This window comes from Streptomyces sp. NPDC098101, from assembly GCF_044760185.1.
Taxonomy (GTDB): Bacteria; Actinomycetota; Actinomycetes; order Streptomycetales; family Streptomycetaceae; genus Streptomyces.
Genome location: NZ_JBIWAS010000002.1, coordinates 303,853 through 325,844 on the forward strand (window position 1 = coordinate 303,853; position 21,992 = coordinate 325,844).

16 protein-coding genes are annotated in these 21,992 nt (G+C 74.4%); 12 read left to right on the plus strand and 4 right to left on the minus strand.

The annotated features are described in order from the left end of the window. Positions 1-29 precede the first annotated feature (29 nt). Positions 30-1,895, plus strand: coding sequence for a 3D-(3,5/4)-trihydroxycyclohexane-1,2-dione acylhydrolase (decyclizing) (gene iolD, locus ACIQVI_RS08520; protein ID WP_403592832.1), 1,866 nt, complete (start codon positions 30-32; stop codon positions 1,893-1,895). 14 nt (positions 1,896-1,909) lie between these two features. Further along, positions 1,910-3,421, plus strand: coding sequence for a CoA-acylating methylmalonate-semialdehyde dehydrogenase (gene mmsA, locus ACIQVI_RS08525; protein ID WP_403592835.1), 1,512 nt, complete (start codon positions 1,910-1,912; stop codon positions 3,419-3,421). A gap of 58 nt (positions 3,422-3,479) precedes the next feature. Here mmsA and ACIQVI_RS08530 read toward each other — a convergent pair whose 3' ends face one another. Continuing rightward, complete coding sequence (locus ACIQVI_RS08530) at positions 3,480-3,899, minus strand: GNAT family N-acetyltransferase (protein ID WP_351969235.1); 420 nt, start codon at positions 3,897-3,899, stop codon at positions 3,480-3,482. Between the two features lie 127 nt (positions 3,900-4,026). Between ACIQVI_RS08530 and ACIQVI_RS08535 the strand changes: the two genes are divergently transcribed. Then, complete coding sequence (locus ACIQVI_RS08535; RefSeq protein WP_403592839.1) at positions 4,027-6,795, plus strand: CocE/NonD family hydrolase; 2,769 nt, start codon at positions 4,027-4,029, stop codon at positions 6,793-6,795. Continuing rightward, positions 6,792-7,712: an ABC transporter permease gene (locus ACIQVI_RS08540; RefSeq protein WP_403592842.1), complete on the plus strand. Its 921-nt coding sequence runs from the start codon at positions 6,792-6,794 to the stop codon at positions 7,710-7,712. The genes ACIQVI_RS08535 and ACIQVI_RS08540 overlap by 4 nt, the downstream gene beginning before the upstream one ends. Before the next feature lie 15 nt (positions 7,713-7,727). Here ACIQVI_RS08540 and ACIQVI_RS08545 read toward each other — a convergent pair whose 3' ends face one another. Next, positions 7,728-8,453 (minus strand): DNA-binding response regulator, encoded by a 726-nt coding sequence (locus ACIQVI_RS08545; protein WP_403592845.1) that lies wholly within the window; start codon positions 8,451-8,453, stop codon positions 7,728-7,730. Between the two features lie 214 nt (positions 8,454-8,667). Between ACIQVI_RS08545 and ACIQVI_RS08550 the strand changes: the two genes are divergently transcribed. The 4 genes from ACIQVI_RS08550 to ACIQVI_RS08565 all read left to right on the plus strand — a co-directional run bounded on the left by ACIQVI_RS08550 (position 8,668) and on the right by ACIQVI_RS08565 (position 14,281). Then, positions 8,668-10,308: a von Willebrand factor type A domain-containing protein gene (locus ACIQVI_RS08550; protein WP_403592848.1), complete on the plus strand. Its 1,641-nt coding sequence runs from the start codon at positions 8,668-8,670 to the stop codon at positions 10,306-10,308. A gap of 94 nt (positions 10,309-10,402) precedes the next feature. Next, a complete protein-coding gene (locus ACIQVI_RS08555; protein ID WP_403592851.1) occupies positions 10,403-10,864 on the plus strand; it encodes a DUF1772 domain-containing protein in 462 nt (153 codons plus the stop codon). A gap of 324 nt (positions 10,865-11,188) precedes the next feature. Further along, positions 11,189-12,070 (plus strand): BTAD domain-containing putative transcriptional regulator, encoded by an 882-nt coding sequence (locus ACIQVI_RS08560; protein WP_403592854.1) that lies wholly within the window; start codon positions 11,189-11,191, stop codon positions 12,068-12,070. A 180-nt stretch (positions 12,071-12,250) separates the two neighbouring features. Next, a complete protein-coding gene (locus ACIQVI_RS08565; RefSeq protein WP_403592857.1) occupies positions 12,251-14,281 on the plus strand; it encodes a helix-turn-helix domain-containing protein in 2,031 nt (676 codons plus the stop codon). A gap of 72 nt (positions 14,282-14,353) precedes the next feature. Here the strand turns inward: ACIQVI_RS08565 and ACIQVI_RS08570 are convergent, their stop codons facing one another. After that, positions 14,354-15,649, minus strand: coding sequence for a transposase (locus ACIQVI_RS08570; protein WP_351968696.1), 1,296 nt, complete (start codon positions 15,647-15,649; stop codon positions 14,354-14,356). 352 nt (positions 15,650-16,001) lie between these two features. After that, positions 16,002-16,919 (minus strand): factor-independent urate hydroxylase, encoded by a 918-nt coding sequence (gene pucL / locus ACIQVI_RS08575; protein WP_403592860.1) that lies wholly within the window; start codon positions 16,917-16,919, stop codon positions 16,002-16,004. A gap of 462 nt (positions 16,920-17,381) precedes the next feature. Between pucL and kdpF the strand changes: the two genes are divergently transcribed. From kdpF to ACIQVI_RS08595, 4 genes are read left to right on the plus strand one after another with little or no spacing between them, the layout of a single operon-like run. After that, entirely contained in the window at positions 17,382-17,471 is a 90-nt protein-coding gene (gene kdpF / locus ACIQVI_RS08580) for a K(+)-transporting ATPase subunit F (RefSeq protein WP_351968694.1), read from the plus strand. Between the two features lie 12 nt (positions 17,472-17,483). Further along, entirely contained in the window at positions 17,484-19,160 is a 1,677-nt protein-coding gene (gene kdpA / locus ACIQVI_RS08585; RefSeq protein WP_403592863.1) for a potassium-transporting ATPase subunit KdpA, read from the plus strand. Continuing rightward, complete coding sequence (kdpB, locus tag ACIQVI_RS08590) at positions 19,157-21,295, plus strand: potassium-transporting ATPase subunit KdpB (RefSeq protein WP_403592866.1); 2,139 nt, start codon at positions 19,157-19,159, stop codon at positions 21,293-21,295. Before kdpA ends, kdpB begins: the two co-directional genes overlap by 4 nt. Before the next feature lie 19 nt (positions 21,296-21,314). After that, positions 21,315-21,989 carry a potassium-transporting ATPase subunit C gene (locus ACIQVI_RS08595; protein ID WP_403592869.1) on the plus strand — a complete coding sequence of 225 codons (675 nt, stop codon included), beginning with the start codon at positions 21,315-21,317 and terminating at the stop codon, positions 21,987-21,989. Positions 21,990-21,992 lie beyond the last annotated feature (3 nt).

Here is a 21,992-nt window from a genome sequence, read left to right on the forward strand (position 1 = left end):
GTCCCGGAAGACACCACGGGAAGGCACGCATGAGCACCGTCCGGCTCACCACCGCCCAGGCCCTCGTCCGCTTCCTCGCCGCCCAGTACGCCGAGCGCGACGGCGAGCGCCACCGCCTGATCGCCGCCACCTGGGGCATCTTCGGCCACGGCAACGTCGCCGGGATCGGCCAGGCGCTCGTCGAGGACCCCGGCGCCATGCCCTTCCACCAGGGCCGCAACGAACAGGCCATGGTGCACGCCGCCGTCGGCTACGCCCGCCAGTCCCGCCGCCTCTCCGCGCACGCCGTCACCACCTCCATCGGCCCCGGCGCCACCAACCTCGTCACCGGCGCCGCCCTCGCCACGATCAACCGCCTCCCGGTCCTGCTCCTCCCCGGCGACACCTTCGCGACCCGCCCCGCCGACCCCGTCCTCCAGCAGCTCCAACTCCCCTCCGCGGGCGACGTCTCCGTCAACGACTGCCTGCGGCCCGTCTCGGTGTACTTCGACCGGGTCGCCCGCCCCGAGGCCCTGGTCCCGGCCGCCCTCGAAGCCGTACGGACCCTCGCCGACCCGGCCGCGACCGGCGCTGTGACCCTCGCCCTGCCCCAGGACGTGCAGGCGGAGGCGTACGACTGGCCGGAGGAGTTCTTCGCGGAGCGGACCTGGCGGGTCCGCCGCCCCCGTCCCGACGCGGCCGAACTCGACGCGGCCGTACGGGCCGTGCGGGCCGCCGAACGCCCCCTGGTCGTCGCGGGCGGCGGGGTGAAGTACAGCGGCGCCGAGGAGGCCCTGCGGGCCTTCGCCGAGCGGGCCGGGCTGCCCGTCGCCACCACCCAGGCGGGCAAGGGCGTCCTGCCGTACGACCACCCCTGCGACGTGGGCGGCGTCGGCCACACCGGTACGGAGACCGCCGCCGCCCTGGCCCGCACCGCCGACCTGGTCATCGGCGTCGGCACCCGCTACACCGACTTCACCACCGCCTCCGGCACCCTCTTCCCCGGGGACGCCCGCTTCCTCAACCTCAACGTCACCGGCTTCGACGCCCACAAGCAGGCCGCGCTGCCGCTCGTCGCCGACGCCCGCGAGGGCCTGACCGCCCTCACCGACGCCCTGGACGGCCACCGGTCGCGGGACCCGGAGGAGTGGGCCGCCGCCAAGCGGGACTGGCAGCGCCGGGTCGACACCGCGTACGCCGTCCCCGCCGAGGACGCCCGCCCCACCCAGACCCAGGTCCTCGGCGCACTCGACACCCTGGTCGACGCGAGCGACATCCTGATCAACGCCGCCGGATCGCTCCCGGGCGACCTCCACCGGCTGTGGCGGCCCCGCTCCGCCGACCAGTACCACATCGAGTACGGCTACTCCTGCATGGGCTACGAGATCCCCGCCGCGATCGGCGTCCTGCTCGCCGCCCCCGGCCGGCCCGTCTGGGCGCTCGTCGGGGACGGGACGTACCTGATGAATCCCACCGAGATCGTCACCGCCGTGCAGGAGCGCCTGCCGCTGCGGCTCGTCGTCCTCCAGAACCACGGGTACGCCTCGATCGGCGGCCTCTCGGAGGCCGTCGGCGCCGAGCGGTACGGCACCGACTACCGGTACCGGGACGCGGACGGCGGCTTCACCGGGCCGCCGCTCCCCGTGGACCTCGGGGCCAACGCCGCCTCCCTCGGGATGCGGGTGCTGCGCCCCCGCACCGTGCGTGACCTGCGGGAAGCCCTCAAGGAGGCGCGGGCCGCGACGGTTCCCACATGTGTCTACGTCGAGACCGAAACGCCCGACACAGTGTCGGGCCCGCCCCCGGCCGCGGCGTGGTGGGATGTGCCCGTGGCCGAGACCTCGACCCGCCCGTCGGCGGTCAAGGCCCGGGAGGAGTACGACCGGCACGTCACCGCCCGACGCCGCCATCTCTGAAGGAGCATTTCGTCATGACGAACACCGTCAAGACCGTCGACCACTGGATCGGTGGCAAGACCGTCGAGGGCACGTCGGGCAACTGGGGGCCGGTCACCGACCCGGCCACCGGCGCCGTGACCACCCGGGTCGCGCTCGCCTCCGTCGAGGAGGTCGACGCGGCGGTGGCCGCCGCCAAGGCCGCCTTCGCCACCTGGGGCACCTCCTCGCTGGCCCAGCGGACCACGATCCTCTTCAAGTTCCGCGCGCTGCTCGACGCGCACCGCGACGCGATCGCCGAGCTGATCGTCGCCGAGCACGGCAAGGTGCACTCGGACGCGCTCGGCGAGGTCGCGCGCGGCCTGGAGATCGTCGACCTGGCCTGCGGCATCACCACCCAGCTCAAGGGCGAGCTCTCCACCCAGGTCTCCAACCGGGTGGACGTGGCCTCGATCCGCCAGCCGGTGGGCGTCGTCGCGGGCATCACGCCCTTCAACTTCCCGGCCATGGTGCCGATGTGGATGTTCCCGATCGCCATCGCGACCGGCAACACCTTCGTCCTCAAGCCGAGCGAGAAGGACCCCTCCCCGTCCCTGAAGATCGCCGAGCTGCTCGCCGAGGCGGGCCTCCCGGACGGCGTCTTCAACGTCCTGCACGGCGACAAGGTGGCCGTGGACCGGCTCCTGGAGCACCCGGACGTCTCGGCGGTCTCCTTCGTCGGCTCCACCCCGATCGCCCGCCACATCCACACCACCGCCTCCGCCCACGGCAAGCGCGTCCAGGCGCTCGGCGGCGCCAAGAACCACATGCTGGTCCTCCCGGACGCCGACCTCGACGCGGCGGCCGACGCGGCCGTCTCGGCGGCGTACGGCTCCGCCGGCGAGCGCTGCATGGCGATCTCGGCGGTCGTGGCGGTCGGTTCGATCGCGGACGAGCTGGTGGACAAGATCCGCGAGCGCGCCGAGAAGATCAAGATCGGCCCCGGCACCGACCCCACCTCCGAGATGGGCCCGCTCATCACGGCCGCCCACCGCGACAAGGTCGCCTCCTACGTCCACGGCGCGGCGGACGAGGGCTGCGAGGTCGTCCTCGACGGCACCGGCCACACCGTCGAGGGCCACGAGGACGGCCACTGGATCGGCCTCTCCCTCCTCGACCGCGTCCCCACCACGGCCAAGGCCTACCGGGACGAGATCTTCGGCCCGGTCCTGTGCGTGCTGCGCACCGACACGTACGAGGAGGGCCTCGCCCTCATCAACGCCTCGCCGTTCGGCAACGGCACCGCGATCTTCACCCGCGACGGCGGCGCGGCCCGCCGCTTCCAGCTGGAGGTCGAGGCCGGCATGGTCGGCGTCAACGTCCCGATCCCGGTCCCGGTCGGCTACCACTCCTTCGGCGGCTGGAAGGACTCGCTCTTCGGCGACCACCACATCTACGGCAACGACGGCGTGCACTTCTACACCCGCGGCAAGGTCGTCACCACCCGCTGGCCCGACCCCTCCGACGCCCCGTCCGGCGTCGACCTGGGCTTCCCGCGCAACCACTGACGACGGACGGACGCCCGGTTCCCGGAGCGCGGCCGCGCACTCCGGGAACCGGGCGTCCTCATTCCGGGACGGTCCACCCCAGCATCGCGAACACCCCCTCGTCCGCCGCCCCCGCCGCGCGGTAGGTCGCCAGGGCGGGGGCGTTGTCCGTGTCCACGCCCACCCAGGCGCCGTGGCAGCCGCGGTCGCGGGCCGCCGTGAGCAGGGCCTGCGTCAGGGCGCGGCCCGTTCCGCGCCGTCGGTGGGCCTCGTCCACGGAGAGTTCGTAGAGGCACATCTCCGTGCCCTTGTCCGGGTGGGTCATCTCGACGCCGGACACGAAGCCGGCGGGGAAGCCGTCCTCCGTGTAGGCGATCAGCATCAGGTGCCCCGGCGCCGCCAGGAAGCGGGCCGCCCACTCCTCCCGGGCCGGGCCGTCGTAGAGGTGCTCCGCCGCGACCAGTTCGGCCACCGTCGTCGCCCGCCGGATCTCGACCACGTGTCCTCCTCGCGCCCTCGTACCGCGCCTGCGGTACGCGGACCGTACTCCGTACGACCCCAGGAGGTGCGGGACCTCCGCCTTCGGGGCGCCGCGGTCCACAGGGGCGCCGCTTAGGCTCGGGACCATGCGACTCCGACTTCCCCGGTGGGCCGCGGTCACCGCCGCGCTCACCGTCCTCGCGGGTGCCGGCACCTGGACCGCCGTCGCCTCGGACGATCCACCGCCCGTGCACCGCGCGGACCGGACGCTCGACGTCGACGGCGTACGGCTCGACACCTCGTACTTCACCGGCGACGGCGACGGGCGCAGGCCCGCCGTCCTGCTCGGCCACGGTTTCGGCGGCTCCAAGGACGACGTCCGCGCCCAGGCCGAGGGGCTGGCCCGCGAGGGCTACGCCGTCCTCACCTGGTCCGCCCGCGGCTTCGGCGCCTCCACCGGGGAGATCGGCCTCAACGACCCCGAGCACGAGGTCAGGGACGTCAGCCGGCTGATCGACTGGCTCGCGGACCGGCCCGAGGTCCTCCTCGACAAGGCGGGCGACCCGCGCGTCGGCGTCAGCGGCGCCTCCTACGGCGGCGCGATCTCCCTGCTCGCCGCCGGGCACGACCCGCGCGTCGACGCGATCGCCCCCCGGATCACGTACTGGAACCTCGCCGACGCCCTCTTCCCGGACGGCGTCTTCAAGAAGCTCTGGGCCGGGATCTTCTTCTCCGCGGGGAACGGGGCGGGCGCCGGGGTCCGGCCGGGCGCGGGGGAGGGGCCCGCCACCGGGGAGACCCCGGCCACGGCCCCTGCTCCCGGCGGGGCCACCGCCGCCGGAGCCGGGAAGGCCGCCGCCAAGCCCCCCGCCTGCGGGCGTTTCACCGCCGAGCTCTGCTCGCTCTACCAGCGCGTCGCCGTCTCCGGGAAGCCCGACGCCGCCGCCCGCGCGCTGCTCGAAGCCCGCAGCCCCTCCGCCGTCGGGAGCAGGATCAAGGTGCCCGCGCTCCTCGTGCAGGGCCAGTCCGACTCGCTCTTCACCCTGGCCCAGTCCGACGCCATGGCCCGGACCCTCGCCGCCAACGGCGCCCCCGTCGCCGTCGACTGGACCGCCGGCGGCCACGACGGCGGCGACCAGGAGACCGAGCGCGTCGAGCGGCGCGTCGGCGCCTGGTTCGACCGCTGGCTGAAGAAGGACGCCTCCGCCGACACCGGACCCGCCTTCCGCGTCAGCCGCACCGGCGGCGTCGACTCCACCAACGGCCGGGCCACCACCCGCGCCGCGACCGCCGACCGCTACCCGGGCCTCGCCTCCGGCACCGCGGACGTCCCCCTCGGCGGCGCCCCGCAGACCTTCGCCAACCCGCCGGGCGGCGCCCCGCCCGCCGTCTCGGCCGTCCCCGGCCTCGGCGGCGGACTCTCCGGCCTCTCCTCCCTCGGCGTCGGCCTCTCCCTCGACTTCCCCGGCCAGCACGCCCGCTTCGACGCGAAGCCGCAGACCGGGGCGCTGCGGATCACCGGTGCGCCGACCGTCCGCGTCAAGGTCACCTCGACCGCCGCCGACGGCTCCGCCGTCCTCTTCGCCAAGGTGTACGACGTCGGCCCCGACGGCCGCCGGCAGGTGCTGCCCGCCCAGCTCGTCGCCCCCGTCCGCGTCGAGGACGCCCGGGCGGGCCGGGACGTCACCCTGACGCTGCCCGCGATCGACCACGAGGTGGAGGCCGGGCACCGGCTGCGGCTCGTCGTCGCCGCCACCGACCTCGGCTACGCCTCCCCGGCCGCCCCCGCCGCCTACACCGTCGCCGTCCAGGGCCCGCTGACCGTCCCCACCGCGCCCGGCCTCACCACCCGGGCCGCCGCTCTGCCCTGGTGGGTGTGGGGCCTGCCGCTGATCGGTCTCGCCGCCGCCGCCGTCCTGCTCCTGACGGCCCGCCGCAGGACCGCCGCGCCCGCCCCCGACCCGGAACTCGCCGCCGTACCGCTCCTGATCACCGGCCTGTCCAAGAAGTACAAGGGCGGCGAGCGGTACAGCGTCAAGGACCTGTCCTTCCGCGTCGAGCAGGGCCAGGTCCTCGGCCTCCTCGGGCCCAACGGCGCGGGCAAGACCACCACCCTGCGCATGTTGATGGGCCTCATCGCCCCCGACGAGGGCGAGATCCGGGTCTTCGGTCAGGCCATCCGGCCCGGCGCCCCGGTCCTCTCCCGGGTCGGCGCCTTCGTCGAGGGCGCCGGCTTCCTGCCGCACCTGTCGGGCCGGGAGAACCTCGACCTGTACTGGAAGGCCACCGGCCGCCCCGCCGGGGACGCCCACGTCGACGAGGCCCTGCGGATCGCCAACCTGGGCGGCGCCCTGGAGCGCGCCGTGCGCACCTACTCGCAGGGGATGCGCCAGCGCCTCGCCCTCGCCCAGGCCATGCTCGGCCTGCCGGACCTGCTGATCCTGGACGAGCCGACCAACGGACTCGACCCGCCGCAGATCCGCGAGATGCGGGAGGTGATGATCCGGTACGCGGCCGGGGGCCGCACCGTCATCGTCTCCAGCCACCTCCTGGCGGAGGTCGAGCAGTCCTGCACCCACCTCGTCGTCATGGACCGGGGACGGCTCGTGCAGGCCGGGCCGGTCGCGGAGATCACCGGCTCCGGCGACACCCTCCTCGTCACCCTCGCCGAACGGACCCCCGACGGCGCGCCCCTGCCCGTCCTCCCGGACGCCCTCGTCGAGAAGATCGGCGCCCTGCCGGGCGTCGGCTCGGCCGCCCGCACCGACGCCGGACTCCTGGTCCGGCTCGACGGCGCCGACGCGACCGCCCTCATCGGCGAACTCGTCCGCCTGGACGTGCCGCTGACCGGGGTCGGGCCGCACCGGCGCCTGGAGGACGCGTTCCTGACCCTGATCGGAGGAGGAGCCGCATGAGCAGCGCCCCCGGCACCCCCCATACCCCCGGCACTCCCCGTACCCCCGGCACCCTCACGGCCGAACGCCCGGCCGAGTCCGCCCCCGGCTACCGGCCCGGACGCACCCTGCCGCTGCGCGTCGAGGCCCTGCGCCAGTGGAAGCGCCGCCGCACCCTGGTGATGGGCGCCGTCCTGGCCGCCCTGCCGTTCGTCCTGATCGCGGCCTTCGCGATCGGCGGCACCGGGGACGGCGACCGCGACGGCCGCGTCACCCTCCTGGACACGGCGACGACCTCGGGCGCCAACTTCGCGGCCACCTGCCTCTTCGTCTCGGCCGGCTTCCTCCTCGTCATCCCCGTGGCGCTGTTCTGCGGGGACACCGTCGCCTCCGAGGCCGGCTGGTCCTCGCTGCGCTACCTGCTCGCCGCGCCCGTGCCCCGCTCCCGGCTCCTCGCCTCCAAGCTGGTGGTCGCGCTCGCCTACAGCGCGGCCGCGATGGTCCTCCTCCCGCTGGTGGCCCTGGTGGCGGGCACGGTCGCCTACGGCTGGGGCCCGCTCCAGCTGCCGACCGGCGGCTCGGTGCCGGCCGGGGACGCCCTGGTCAGGATCGCGATCGCGGTCGCCTTCGTCTTCGCCTCCCAACTGGTCACCGCCGGACTCGCCTTCTGGCTCTCCACCCGCACCGACGCCCCGCTCGGCGCGGTGGGCGGCGCCGTCGGCCTGACCATCGTCGGCAACGTCCTGGACGCCGTCACCGCGCTCGGCGACTGGCGCGACTTCCTGCCCGCGCACTGGCAGTTCGCCTGGATCGACGCGCTCCAGCCCCAGCTGGAGTGGGGCGGCATGGTGAAGGGCACGGCGATCTCCCTGACGTACGCCCTGGTCCTCTTCGCCCTCGCCTTCCGGGGCTTCGCCCGCAAGGACATCGTGTCCTGACCGGGTGAACGGCCCTCACAACCACCCCCTCCGAGCCGCTTCCGCGCCCGCGCGGAAGCGGCTCGTCGTGCCGAGGGCCGCCATCAGTTCCCCGACCCGCCGGCTGTAGGTCCGGGCGGACATGCCGAGCCGGGCCGCCGCCGTCTCGTCCGTGAGCCCCGCGAGGAGCGCGTCGAGCACCGGGCGCAGCTGCGGCGGCAGGTCGTCCGGCGGGGGCGAGGGGGACGGCACCGTGTACGCCACCGGGTCCTCGGCCATCGCCCAGCAGACGTGGTGGGCCCGGCCGAGGGCCTGCACCACCACCGGATCGCGGATCAGCAGCAGCCCGTTGTAGAACAGCTCCAGATCGAGCGGGACCGCCGCCACCGTCCGGTCCACGAGGATCATCTTGAACGGGATCGACTCCACCAGACGGGCCCGGCCCGGGATCCCCGGCCCGCCCTCGATGTGGGGCAGCGCGTGCCGGGGGAGGATCCGCCGCACCTCGTCGGCCCGCTCCGCCGCGGCCCTCATGCACGCCCCCGCCAGCTCCAGGAACGGCTCGGGGATCGCGTAGCCCGTGGACGCGACCGGGTCGTCGAAGGTCAGCAACTCGTGCCGGGTGGAGGCGGCCAGCCCGGCGAGCGCGGCACTGATGCGCCGCGCTCCCCGGACCGGACGCCCCGCGGGCCGCTGTCCCTCGGTCGCGGCCCGGTTCATCGCCGAACGGGCGAGCATCACGGAGCCCGCGCTCTCTGCCACCGCTGACCACCCCCGCCGATCGATGTCCACTCCATGTACGCATGTGACTGCACACGGTGACAACCCCTGTTGAGAAGGATGGCGAATCCATGCCACCGGGGTTCACCCGTGTCGCCGTTGCCGCATCGAGATCCATCCGCAACCCCTTCGACTGCTCTTTTCGGAGCCGTCGTTCGTCACATTCACAAGTGCCTTACGAAGAGGGGGACATGGAATGGAACGCAACGAGACGAGCGGGTCCCGGCCCCGCCGGGCCCGGGTCCCGGCCGTGATCGCGGGGTTGCTCGCCGCCGGAATCGCCCTCACGGGCTGCGGCGCGTCCGGCGACGGGACCGCCGTCGACCGGGGCGCGAAGGAGAACGGCCGCACCGCCCCGGCCGTCCCCGACGGCGGCCGCGCCGGAACGGGCGCCCCCGACGCGGGCCGCACCGGGACGGCCGCGCCCCGGGAGGGCGAGCAGCGGTCCCCGTCGCCCGCCCCCGACTACCTGTCCACCTTCGCCCTGGACGTCGACACCGCCTCGTACGGCTACGCCCGCCGCGCCCTCGCCGAGGGGCGGCTGCCCGATCCGGCGACCGTGCGCCCCGAGGAGTTCGTCAACAGCTTCCGCCCGAACTACGAACGCCCCGCCGACGACGGCTTCAGCGTCACCCTCGACGGCGCCCGCGCCGGACGGGACGGCTGGTCCCTGGTCCGGGTCGGGCTCGCCACCCGGGGCGCGGACCGGAGCGGCGAACGCCCGCCCGCCGCGCTCACCTTCGTCGTCGACGTCTCCGGCTCCATGGACGAGCCCGGACGCCTCGACCTCGTCAAGGAGTCCCTCGGGCTGCTCGTGGACCAGCTCCGCGACGACGACTCGATCGCCCTCGTCACCTTCAGCTCCGAGGCCGAGACCCGGCTGCCCATGACCCGCGTCGGGGAGGCCGGGGGCCGGATCCGCGAGGTGGTGGACTCCCTGGCGACCGGCGCGTCCACCAACGTCGAGGCCGGCGTCCGCACCGGCTACGACGTCGCCGTCGCCGGCCACCGCAAGGGCGCCACCAACCGGGTCGTGCTGCTCTCCGACGCCCTCGCCAACACCGGCTCCACCGAGGCGGAGACGATCCTCGCCCGCATCGACGAGGAGCGCAGGGCGTACGGGATCACCCTCTTCGGCGTCGGGGTCGGCAGCGAGTACGGCGACGCGTTCATGGAGAAGCTCGCGGACAAGGGGGACGGCCAGACGACGTACGTCTCCACCCCGGCGCAGGCCCGCAAGGTCTTCGTCGACCAGCTGCCCGCCCACGTCGAGCTGCGCGCCCGCGACGCCAAGGCACAGGTCGCCTTCGACCGGCGGACCGTCGAGAAGTTCCGGCTGATCGGCTATGAGAACCGGGAGGTCGCGGACGAGGACTTCCGCGACGACCGGGTGGACGGCGGCGAGATCGGGGCCGGGCACACGGTCACCGCGCTGTACGCGGTGCGGACCAGGCCCGGGGCGACCGGGACCGTCGCCACCGCCACCGTCCGCTGGCTCGACCCCGCCACCCGCGCCCCGCGCGAGCGCTCCGGCACCGTCGCGACCGGCGCCCTGACCGCCGACATCTGGGGCTCCGGCCACGACAGCCTGCAACTGACCGCGATCGCCGCCTACTTCGCGGACACCCTGCGCGGCGGCGCGCTGCCGGGGACGCCGGCGCTCGGGACGCTCGCGGGACACGCCGACGCGATCGCCGGGCGCTCCGGCTCGGCGGTGGTGCGGGAACTCGCCGACGCGGTGCGGCGGGCGGAGCGCCTGCGCGGCCCGGCGGAGGAACCGTCGGAGCCGGGCCGGCCGGGGGAGGGCGAACTGCGGTCGGGCGACCCGTACAGCTGACGGACCCCCCTCGCGCGACGCGCACGCCTGACCGCCCCCCTCGCGCGATGCGCGACGCCTGACGTACGGGGCGGGCAGCGGGACAGAATGGCCCATGGCCACCCTGCTGCTCGCCCTCGCCGTCGTCTGCACCGGCCTCTACGCCGGTTTCATGCTGGTCTTCCTGACCGGGGTCATGCCCGCGCTCGCCCGCCTGACGGACGCCGAGTTCGTCACGACGATGCGCCGGATCAACGAGTACGTGCCGAGGGCCGTGTTCCTCACGGTCTTCCTCGGCGCGGTCGCCTTCCCCGCCGCCGCGCTCCTCGTCCCCGTCGACGGGCGCACGGACATGCAGAAGTGGCTCCTCCTCGCGGGGCTCGTGTGCGCGGTCCTCAACCACGCGGTCACCCTCGGCGGCAACATCCCCCTCAACAACGCCCTGGCGAGCGCCCCCGCCGGGGACCCGGCGGCGGTCCGGGCCGCCTTCGAGGACCGCTGGAACGGCTTCCACCGCGCCCGCACGGTCCTGGTCACCATCGCCTTCGGCCTGCTCACCGCCGCCGCGGTGCTCTAGGAACCGCCCGCGCCCCCCCGCCCGGAACCGTACCGAGCCGTCTGTTTGTGGCGCGAAGTCGAGGGTCCCGGTCACCCCGCACTCCGCGAAGGACCCCCGAAAGCGTACCCCCGAGTCCGGAAACAGTCTTTCGCCACGGGTGCGTTATCGGCCAGTGACGAAAACTTGACGCACCAATAGCACGACAAAGGGGGTGAATCACCCCGATATCCCGGGAGGTGATTCCGTACCCTCCGGTTTCTTATTGACATGCCTACGGGGGTCTTTTCTAATCATCGAGAGTCATCCCGCGCGCAGACGCCGCGCAGGCACTGAGGGGGCAAGGTGGACGTCAGGATCCTGGGGGGACTGTCGGTACGTGAGAACGGGGCGTCGATCACCCCGACGGCGGCCGCGCCCCGGCAGCTGCTCGCCCTGCTCACGGCCAGCGCCGACCAGGTCGTCCCCGTGACGGTCCTGACCGAGGAGCTGTGGCCGTCCGGCGCGCCGCGCGGCGCCCGCGCGGAGCTCCAGGCCCACATAGCCGGGCTGCGCGCCCTCGTCGAGGACGCCCTGCGCGGCACCGGCCCGGCCGGCCGGGGGGCCGACTGGTCCGGCCGGCGCACCGCCGACGCGGTCCTCGTCTCCCAGCCCGGCGGCTACCGGCTCGACACCGGCGGCGGCGCCCACGACGTCTGGCAGTTCGAGCGCGCGGCCGGCGCCGGCTACCGCGCCATGGAGGCCGGCGACCTCCCGCGCGCCGCCCTCCGCCTCGGCGAGGCCCTGGCCCTCTGGCGCGGCGACCCGTACGCGGGCGTCGCCGCCGGACCCCGGCTCCGCAGGGAGATCGAGCGCCTCGAAACCTCCCGGCTCAGCGTCCTCGACCAGTGGCTCGAAGCACAGCTCGGCCTCGGCCGGCACGCCGAACTCGTCCCGGAGCTCACCGGACTCGTCGCCCGCTACCGCACCAACGAGCCCCTGCACGCCCACCTCATGGTCGCCCTGCTGCGCTGCGGCCAGCACGACGAGGCCCTCACCGTGTACGAGCGGCTGCGCCTCGCCCTCAAGGCGGAGAGCGGCATGGAGCCCTCGGCGCGGCTGCGCCGCCTCCAGCGCTCGGTCCTGGCCGTGCGGCACACCGGAGGACGCCCCGCCCTCGGCCTCCGCGTCCCCGCCCAGTACACCCCGCCCCGCCCCCGGCTCGTCCCGGCGGGCTCCCCCGTCTGACGGCCCGTCGGCCCCCGAACGGCCGCTCCCGGGCCGCCGACCGGCCCCTTCCGGCTCCCCGGAGGGAATGAAGTGCCGCAGCTCACCGTTGACCGGCTTCCGAAGCCGAATTAGTTTCGGCGGGCAGGACGGGTTTCCTCCGAGGTGCCCGATTTCGCTCGACATACGGGGGCTCGGACCATGACGACGCACGGCGCGGACGGAGCCGGTGGTGCCGACGCGCTGCTCACGGTCCTCGAACTGCTCGCCCGGCAGGCCCCGCCCACCCGCTTCGACGCCCTCCTCGACGAGGCCCGCCGCGACGGCCTCGGCCGCGCGGACCTCGACCGCCTGGAGCGGGCCGTCGTCCTCGCCGGCCAGGTCCACGCCGAACGCGCCCACGACGCGCGCCGCGAGGCCGGACTCGACGCCCTCACCGACACCGCCCGCGACCTCACCCTCTCCTACGACCTCGACGGCCTGCTGCACGTCATCACCCGCCGCGCCCGCCGGCTCCTCGGCCTCGACCTGGCCTACGTCACCCTGCGCGGCCCGCACGGCGCCTGCTACGTCCACACCGCCGAGGGCACCCGGCCCGGCCACGCCGAGGGACCGCGCCTCGCCCCCGGCCTCAGGATCACCGAGGGGTACGGACTCGGCGGCGCCGTCCAGCTCCACGGCGAACCCGTCTGGACCCCCGACTACCTCGCCGACGAGCGGTTCGCCCCCTCCGGCTCCCTCGACGCGGGCGTCCACGCCCCCGCCTTCGACGAGGCCGCCGAAACCGCCCTGCGCACCGAGGGCCTGCACGCGATCGTGGCCGCGCCGCTGCGCAGCGGCGACACCGTCATCGGCACCCTGTTCGGCGCGGACCGGCGCGTCCGCCACCACACCGCCGAGGAGATCGGACTCCTCGCCGCCCTCGCCGACCTGGCCGCCCTCGCCGTCGAGAAGGCCGGCCTCCTCGACCGGACCCGCGCCGAGGTCTCCGAACTGGAGCGGGACAGCTCCCGGGTGCGGACCCGGCTCACCCGGATGCGGCACGTCAGCGAGGCCCACGGCCGCATCATGAACCTCGTCCTCGCGGGCGGCGACCTGCGCAACGTCGCCAAGGCCGCCGCCGACGCCCTCGACGCGAGCGTCCTGATCCGCGACCCCGGCGGCCGGGTCCTCGCCATGATCGGGGACGTCCCCGGCTTCGACGAGGAGGCCGTCGAAGAGGCCGTGGAGAAGGCCTCGCTCGACGCCCACGCCCGCCGCCGCCCGGTCCTCGCCGCCGACGACACCTGGGTCGCGCCCGTCATCGCGGGCTCCGAGAACCTCGGCGGCCTCGTCGTCCACGCCGCCGGAGGACTCACCGGCGAGGACGAACGGCTCCTCGAACTCGCCGCCCAGTCCGTCGCCTTCCTCCTCCTCATGCGGCGCTCCACGGCCGTCGCCGAGGGCCCCGTCCGCGACGAACTCCTCGACGACCTCATCGCGGACCCGCCGCACGCCCCGCAGCAGATCGCCCAGCGGGCCGGCCGCCTCGGCGTCGACCTGCGCCGGCCGCACGTCCTCGTGCTCGCCCGGCCCGAGGGCGGCGAGCAGGGCCGGGCGGTCGTCTGGGCGTCCTCGTACGCGTACCGCCTCTCCGGTCTGAAGACCGTGCAGGGCGGCTGCATCGTGCTGCTGCTGCCGGGGGACGACGCCTCGGCCGCCGCCCGGGCCGTCGCCGCCGAACTGTCCCCGCTGCTCGGGCACCCCGTCTCCGTCGCCTCCGCCGGACCCGGCTGGAGCCCGGACGCCGTGGGGCGGATGCACCGGGAGGCCTGGCGCTGCCTCGACGCGATGAGCGCCCTCGGCGGCGCCGGCTCGGCGGCCTCCGTGCGGGACCTGGGCTTCCTGGGGCTGCTGCTCTCCGACGACAACGACGTGGACGGCTTCGTGGAGTCGGCGATCGGGCCCGTGCTCGACTACGACGCCGAGCGGTTCACCGACCTCACCCACACCCTGGAGGCGTACTTCGCCTCCGGCGGCAGCCCGACGAACGCGGCCGAGGCGCTGCACGTCCACCCCAACACGGTCTCCCGCCGACTGGAGCGGATCGGCGAACTCCTCGGCCCCGAGTGGCAGAAGCCCGGCCAGGTCCTGGAGGTGCAGCTGGCGCTCCGGCTCCAGCGCACCCGGGAGGCCCTGGCCCGGGGCCGCGTCGTCCCCGAGCCGCTCCGCCCGCCGGAGCGCGGAGCCTGACCGGAGCGTGGCACCTGGCCGGAGCGCTGAGCCCGGCCGGGGGCCGATCGCCGCCCGGCGGGCCCTCGGGCCTCAGCTCGCCGAGCGCCGCGAACCGTAGCCGGAGCCGTACCCCTGCCCCGAGCCGTAACCCCGCGCCGAGCCGTAGCCCGACTCCCACTGGGCGGACAGGAGCGTCGCCGCGTGGGCCGCCGAGGCCAGGGTGATGTGCCGGTGCCAGCCGCGGAACGAGCGGCCCACGAAGTCCCGGAGCCCCGCCCCCTCCCCGACCTCGGTGAAGTCCCGCTCCACCCGGCGCGCCAGCTTCGTCAGCCGCAGCAGGGTGCCCACCTGGGAACCGGTCAGGTCGCTGATCCACACCCGGGACGGGGCCCGCCGGGGGTCGTCCCACTCGCCGAGCAGCACCAGCGGACGCATCCGCTCCCCGCCCGGCGTCGGCAGCGCCACCCGGACGGCCGTGGCGAGCGAGGTCCGCGAGGTCCGCACGCCCCCCACCGTGTCCACCCAGCTCACCGGCCTGCGCAGCCCCTTGAGGGACTCCAGTATCTGCACGGCGGACAGCGGGCCCGCCCCGAAGCCGGGCAGCGAGCGGTCCGCGATCGCGAGCCGGGAGCCCGGACCGATCCGGGCCACGACCGGCACCCCGGCCGCGGCGAGCCGGGTGAGGGCCGCGCGGCCCGCGCCGCCCCGGATGTCGATGAGGACCGGCTTGCGGGTGACGTCGGACCAGCGGGCGGTGTCGAGCGCGGCCGCGACCGCGCACTCCTCCAGGGTCTCCTCGCCGGCCTCGTCGGGGACCTCCGCGCGGTCGCGCCGCGTGCGGTCGTTCACCCAGGGGTCCGGCAGGAAGAGACGCCAGTTGACCGGGACGCTCAGGTCCTCGCCCGCGAACCACACGCCGAAGGCCTGCTGGCCGTGGAAGACCTGACCGCGCTCCGGGTCGAAGCGCCGGTCCACGCCCACGGAGTGCTCCCCGGCCTTCGGGATCGGCATGGGCCGCACCACCCAGGCCTGCGGGCAGCCGTTCCGCTCCAGGTGGCGGCCGAGCGCCGCCCGCATGGGCTGCCAGTCCCAGGTGGAGCTGGAGACGAAGTGGTGCAGGCTCTGCTCGGCCGCCGGGCCGCCGATCTGCGCGGCGATGTTGCGGATCGACTTGCGGCCCTGCGCGGTGAGCAGGCCGTGCAGGTACTGCTCGGCCTTCAGGCGCTGGTCGCGGCGGGCGAAGCCGGAGAAGAGCGCGGCACACAGCTCGGCGTAGACGTTCTCGCGCGTACCGGCCGCGCCGGCGGACCTGGCGGCGCCCAGGGGGACGGCCGGGGCGACGGCCCCGGTGGTGGCCCTGCGCTTGGTTGCGACGGATGTACTCACGAGACTCCTGCCCGAAGGGGTGCGCAGCTCCTTCCCGCTGCACCACCACCGTCGCCCGTGACCGCCCCCGGGGACGAGGTGTACCCGGCACCCGAATCGGCCGCCTGATGGTGGCCGGACCACCTCCCCCCGCTTCCGCGCAGGTCACGGCCCTCTCCACGACCCCCGGCGGACCCCCGCGCGGCCCTCCGGAACGCCCCGCGGGGATCTGACAGACTCACCGTCCGTGCTTTGACCCGTCGCCCTGCGTGGCCGGACCATCGCAGAGCGAGGCGGCACGGGCCGGGCCGGTTAATGCCCCAGGCCGGGAACCGGGCCCGTGCGCCTCGCCTCGGACGGTCCCGCTCCGGCCCTAGGCGGTGATCCAGTCGCTCGTCGCGATCACCGGCCGGACGCCCTGCCGGTGGACGGTGCCCTCGATGAGGCCGTACATCCGGTCGGCCGCGAAGTACACCTCGTTCTCGTTCTTCAGGCCGAACGGCTCCAGGTCCACCAGGAAGTGGTGCTTGTTCGGCAGGTTGAGCCGCACCTCGTTGACCGTGGGGACGTGGTCCAGGACCCGGTCCGCCATCGCGTGCAGGGTCTGCTGGAGGGAGTAGCTGTACGTCTCCGCGAAGGCCTCAAGGAGGTGCCGGCGCACCTTTCCGTACGAGCGGTCCCAGTCGTGCTCCGGGTCCGCCGCCGCCGTGGCCGAGTGCGCCCAGCGGGCGGTGACCTTGGTGGCCAGGATCCGGTCGTACGCCTCCTGGAGCGTCGTGTACTCGTCCTTGATGAAGCCGTGGAACTCGGAGTTGGTCGAGTTCATCACGGTCAGCTCCTTCAGGCCCGACTGGACCTGGAGGCCGGTGGCCTCCGAGTACGTGACCTGCGCGGTGCGGACCTCCTGGCCCTTGCGGACGAAGGAGTGCTGCTCCTTGCGCGTCGGGACCGGAATCCGCTCCCAGGCGAACTCCTCGACCCGGATCTGCGCCTCGTGGACGACCGGCTGCGAGGTCACGAAGTGCCGGGCGAGGCGGATCGCGAAGGCCTCGGGGGAGGCGACGCCGTGCTCCTTGGCGAAGGCGTAGACCGTGTTCTTGGTGGTGTCGGTCGGCAGGCAGTTGGCGTTGTCGCCGGTCAGGTGCACGTCGCGGTACTCGCCGCGCAGCGCCACCGACACGTTCAGGTCGCGGATCTCGTGCCAGGCCCCGTCGTCGCCCTTGCGGGTCACGGTGACGATCCGGTTCTCGGCCTTGCCGTACTGGTTCTGTGCCAGGACGTGCTTGCTCATGTGCTGCTCAGCTCCCGCGGGTACGTGGATACGGATATCCCGTACGCCCGGCGTCCAGCGTCCCCGTCGTCCCGAGGGTCCGCTCCCCGCCGTCCGGCCCGTGAACGGCGGACCGCCCCGGGACTGACGAGCATCCCGGTCCGTAGGTGTGGCCTCGAAGATATGCGCACGTCCGGGCGCCTGGCAATGGGTCCGTGACGGCGGGGGCCCGGGCGTCAGGAGCGCGTCAGGAGACGTACGGGAAGCGTCAAGAAGGACGTCCGCGACGTCAGGGGAGCGTCAACGGAAGGCGGCGGGCGGTCCGGGAGGGGGTTTCCTCGTCTCGTCCGAAAAGCTCCGTCCCGCTCCCGCAGCCGGGACCCTCTCCATCCGGGAGTCCACGATGGCCGACGCGGCCTTCGTCGCCACCACGATCGCGCTCTTCGCGCTGGTGGCCCTCGTCGCCAGGGGGGTGGCCAAGCAGTGAGCACCGAGAACGTCGTCGGGCTCCTGGTGGCCGCCGGCCTCCTGGGCTATCTCGTCCTCGCCCTCGTCAAGCCCGACCGGTTCTGAGGCGAGAGAAGAATGAGCCCCGTCCTCGCGGCATCCCTCCAGTTCCTGGCCCTGGCCGTCGCCCTCGGCCTCTCCCACCGCCCGCTGGGCGACCACATGGCCCGCGTCTACTCCTCGGAGCGGCACCTCGCCCCCGAGCGGTGGATCTACCGGGCGATCGGCGCCGACCCCGACACGCGGATGCGGTGGCCCGCCTACCTGCGCTGCGTCCTCGCCTTCTCCGCCGCCGGCGTCCTCCTCCTCTATCTGCTCCAGCGGGCGCAGGGCGTCCTCCCGGGCTCGCTCGGCTTCGCGTCGATCGACCCGGACCAGGCGTTCAACACCGCCGTCTCGTTCGTGACCAACACCAACTGGCAGTCGTACTACGGCGAACAGGCCATGGGCCACGTCGTGCAGACCGGCGGCCTCGCCGTGCAGAACTTCGTGTCGGCGGCGGTCGGCATGGCGGTGGCGGTCGCCCTCGTCCGCGGCTTCACCGGATCCCGCACCGGATCCCGTACCGGTGAACTGGGCAACTTCTGGGCCGACCTGGTCCGGGGCACGGTCCGGATCCTGCTGCCGCTCTCCGTCGTCGCCGCCGTCGTCCTGGTCGCGTGCGGCACGATCCAGAACCTCTCCGGCATCCACGAGGTGGGGCGGTTCACGGGCGGCACCCAGCAGTGGAACGGCGGCGCGGTCGCCTCCCAGGAGGCCGTCAAGGTCCTCGGCACCAACGGCGGCGGCTACTTCAACGCCAACTCCGCCCACCCCTTCGAGAACCCGAACGCCTTCTCCAACCTCTTCCAGGTCTATCTGATCCTGCTCGTCCCCTTCTCCCTGACCCGGACCTTCGGCCGGATGGCCGGCTCCCTCCGGCAGGGGTACGCGATCCTCGGCGCGATGGCCGCGATCTGGGCCGGCTTCACCGCCCTGATGCTGTGGACCGAACACGCCCCCCACGGCCCCGCCTTCGACCTCGCCGGAGGCGCCACCGAGGGCAAGGAGATCCGCTTCGGGATCGGCGGCTCGGCGCTCTTCGCGGTGGCGACCACGCTGACCTCGACCGGCGCCGTGAACTCCTTCCACTCCTCGTACACCGGCTTCGGCGGCGGGATCACCCTGCTCGGGATGCAACTGGGCGAACTCGCGCCCGGCGGCGTCGGCTCCGGCCTGTACGGAATGCTGATCATGGCCGTGATCGCGGTGTTCGTCGCCGGCCTGATGGTCGGCCGCACCCCCGAGTACCTGGGCCGGCGGATCGGCGTCCGCGAGATCACGCACGCCGCCTGCTACCTCCTGGTCACCCCGGCGCTCGCCCTGGGGTTCACCGCCGTCGCGCTGGCCCTGCCCGCCACGGCCGATTCGATGACCCACTCCGGCGCGCACGGCTTCTCCGAGGTCCTCTACGCGTACACCTCGGCCGCCAACAACAACGGCTCCGCGTTCGCCGGCCTGAACGCCGACACCCCGTGGTTCAACACCACGCTCGGCGTCGTGATGCTCCTCGGCCGCTTCCTGCCGATGGTGTTCGTCCTCGCCCTGGCCGGCTCGCTCGCCGGGCAGACGCCCGTGCCCCGCACCGCGGGCACCCTGCGCACCGACAAGCCGCTGTTCGGCGGCCTCCTCCTCGGCACGGTCGCGATCGTCGCCGGACTCACCCACTTCCCGGCCCTCGCGCTGGGACCGCTCGCCGAAGGGCTCGCCGCATGAGCACCACCGCACCCGCCCGGCCCCCACGGGCCGGCGCCCCCGGGGACCAGCGCCCGGACACCCGGTCCGGCCGCGCCGGCGGAGGCCTCTTCGACCCGGGGCAGCTGGCCGCCGCCCTCCCGGACGCGCTCCGGAAGCTCGACCCCCGGGCCATGGTCAAGTCCCCCGTCATGTTCGTGGTGTGGGTCGGCTCCGTGCTCACCACCGGGCTCGCGCTCACCGACCCCGGCGACCTGTTCGGCTGGGCGATCAGCGCCTGGCTGTGGCTCACCACGCTCTTCGCCAACCTGGCGGAGGCGGTCGCGGAGGGCCGGGGCAAGGCCCAGGCGGACACCCTGCGCAGGGCCAGGACCGGCACGGTCGCCCGCCGGGTCACCGGGACCGGCGGGTCCGCAGGGACCGGCGGGTCCGCCGGGATCGGGGAGGAGCCGGTGCCCGGCACCGCACTGCGCGTCGGCGACCTGGTGGTCTGCGAGGCCGGCGACGTCATACCCGGCGACGGCGACGTCGTCGAGGGGGTCGCCTCCGTGGACGAGTCCGCGATCACGGGCGAGTCCGCGCCGGTCGTCCGCGAGTCGGGCGGCGACCGCTGCGCCGTGACCGGCGGCACGAAGGTGCTCTCCGACCGGATCGTCGTCAGGATCACCGCGAAGCCCGGCGACACCTTCATCGACCGGATGATCGGCCTGGTCGAGGGGGCCGACCGCAGGAAGACCCCCAACGAGGTCGCCCTGAACGTCCTGCTCGCCTCCCTCACGGTCGTCTTCCTGCTCGCCGTCGTCACCCTCAAGCCCTTCGCGGTCTACGCGGGCGCCGACGGGCAGACCTCCCTGATCGTCCTGACGGCCCTGCTCGTCTGCCTGATCCCGACGACGATCGGCGCGCTGCTCTCCGCGATCGGCATCGCGGGCATGGACCGGCTGGTCCGGCGGAACGTCCTCGCGATGTCCGGCCGCGCCGTCGAGGCCGCGGGCGACGTCGGCACCCTGCTCCTGGACAAGACGGGCACGATCACCCTCGGCAACCGGCGGGCCGGCGCGTTCGTGCCGGTGGCGGGCGTCACCGAGGCCGAGCTCGCCGGGGCCGCCCGGCTCTCCTCGCTCGCCGACGAGACGCCCGAGGGGCGCTCGATCGTGGACCTCGCGGAGGCGGGCGCCGCCCCCTTCCCGGACGCCCCGGCCGACGCCGAGTGGGTCGCCTTCACCGCCCGGAGCCGCATGTCCGGCGTGGACGCCGGCGGCCGCAGGATCCGCAAGGGCGCGAGCGGCGCGGTCGCGGCCTGGGTGGAGGAGCGCGGCGGCCGGGTCGCCGGGGACGCGCGGGAGCTCGCGGACGGGATCGCCCGGGCCGGCGGCACCCCGCTGCTCGTGGCCGTGGAGGACGGCGGGGGCGCCCGCGTCCTGGGCGTCGTCCACCTGAAGGACGTCGTCAAGGAGGGGATGCGGGAACGGTTCGCCGAACTGCGCCGCATGGGCATCCGTACGGTCATGGTCACCGGCGACAACCCGCTGACCGCGGAGGCCGTCGCGGAGGAGGCCGGGATCGACGACTTCCTCGCCGAGGCCACCCCCGAGGACAAGCTCGCCCTCATCCGGCGGGAGCAGGCGGGCGGGAAACTGGTCGCGATGACCGGCGACGGGACGAACGACGCCCCGGCCCTCGCCCAGGCGGACGTCGGCGTCGCCATGAACACCGGCACGTCGGCCGCGAAGGAGGCCGGCAACATGGTCGACCTCGACTCCGACCCCACCAAGCTCATCGAGATCGTCGCGATCGGCAAGCAGCTCCTGATCACCCGGGGCGCCCTGACGACCTTCTCGATCGCCAACGACGTGGCGAAGTACTTCGCGATCATCCCCGCGCTGTTCGCGGCGGCCTACCCGGGCCTGGACCGGCTCAACGTCATGGGCCTGGCCTCGCCCGAGTCCGCGATCCTCTCCGCCGTGATCTTCAACGCCCTGGTCATCGTCGCCCTGGTCCCGCTCGCCCTGCGGGGCGTGCGCTACCGGCCGGCCGGCGCCGACGCGATGCTCCGGCGCAACCTCGCGGTCTACGGACTCGGCGGCCTGGTCGCCCCGTTCGCCGGCATCAAGCTCATCGACCTGCTCCTGTCCCTCCTCCCCGGCCTGCGTTGACGCGGAAGGCGTACTGATCATGAACAACTCCGTCAGGAGGACCGGACGCCTGTTCCGGGCGGGCCTGCGCGCCCTCCTCGTCCTCACCCTGGTGTGCGGCGTCCTCTACCCGCTCGCCGTCACCGCCGTCGCCCAACTGGCCTTCCCCGGGCGGGCGAACGGCTCCGAGGTGCGGGACGGCAGCGGCCGGGTCGTCGGCTCCTCGCTCGTCGGACAGCGCTACGACCTGCCGGCGGAGGACGGCGGGCGGGCCCCGGCCCCCGACCTGCGCTGGTTCCAGCCCCGCCCCTCGAACGGCCTGGGCGTCAACTCCGTCAACACCCGCTACTCCCTGGTCCTGTCCGGCGCGACGAACCGCTCGGGCGACAACGAGGACCTGATCCGCTGGGTGCGGGAGGCGAAGGCGGCCGTGGTCGCGGACAACTCCACCCCCTCGTACGAGGTGCGGCCCGCGGACGTGCCTCCCGACGCCGTCACCTCCTCCGGCTCCGGCCTGGACCCGCACATCTCCCCGGAGTACGCCCGGCTCCAGGTCCACCGGGTCGCGCGGCGCAACGGCCTGCCCGTCGCCGCCGTCGCGGAGCTCGTCGCCGCCCGCACCGAGCCCCGCGCCCTCGGCTTCCTGGGCGAGCCGCGCGTCAACGTCCTCGCGCTCAACGTGGCGCTGCGGGAGCTGGTGGCGGCGAAGGGCTGACCG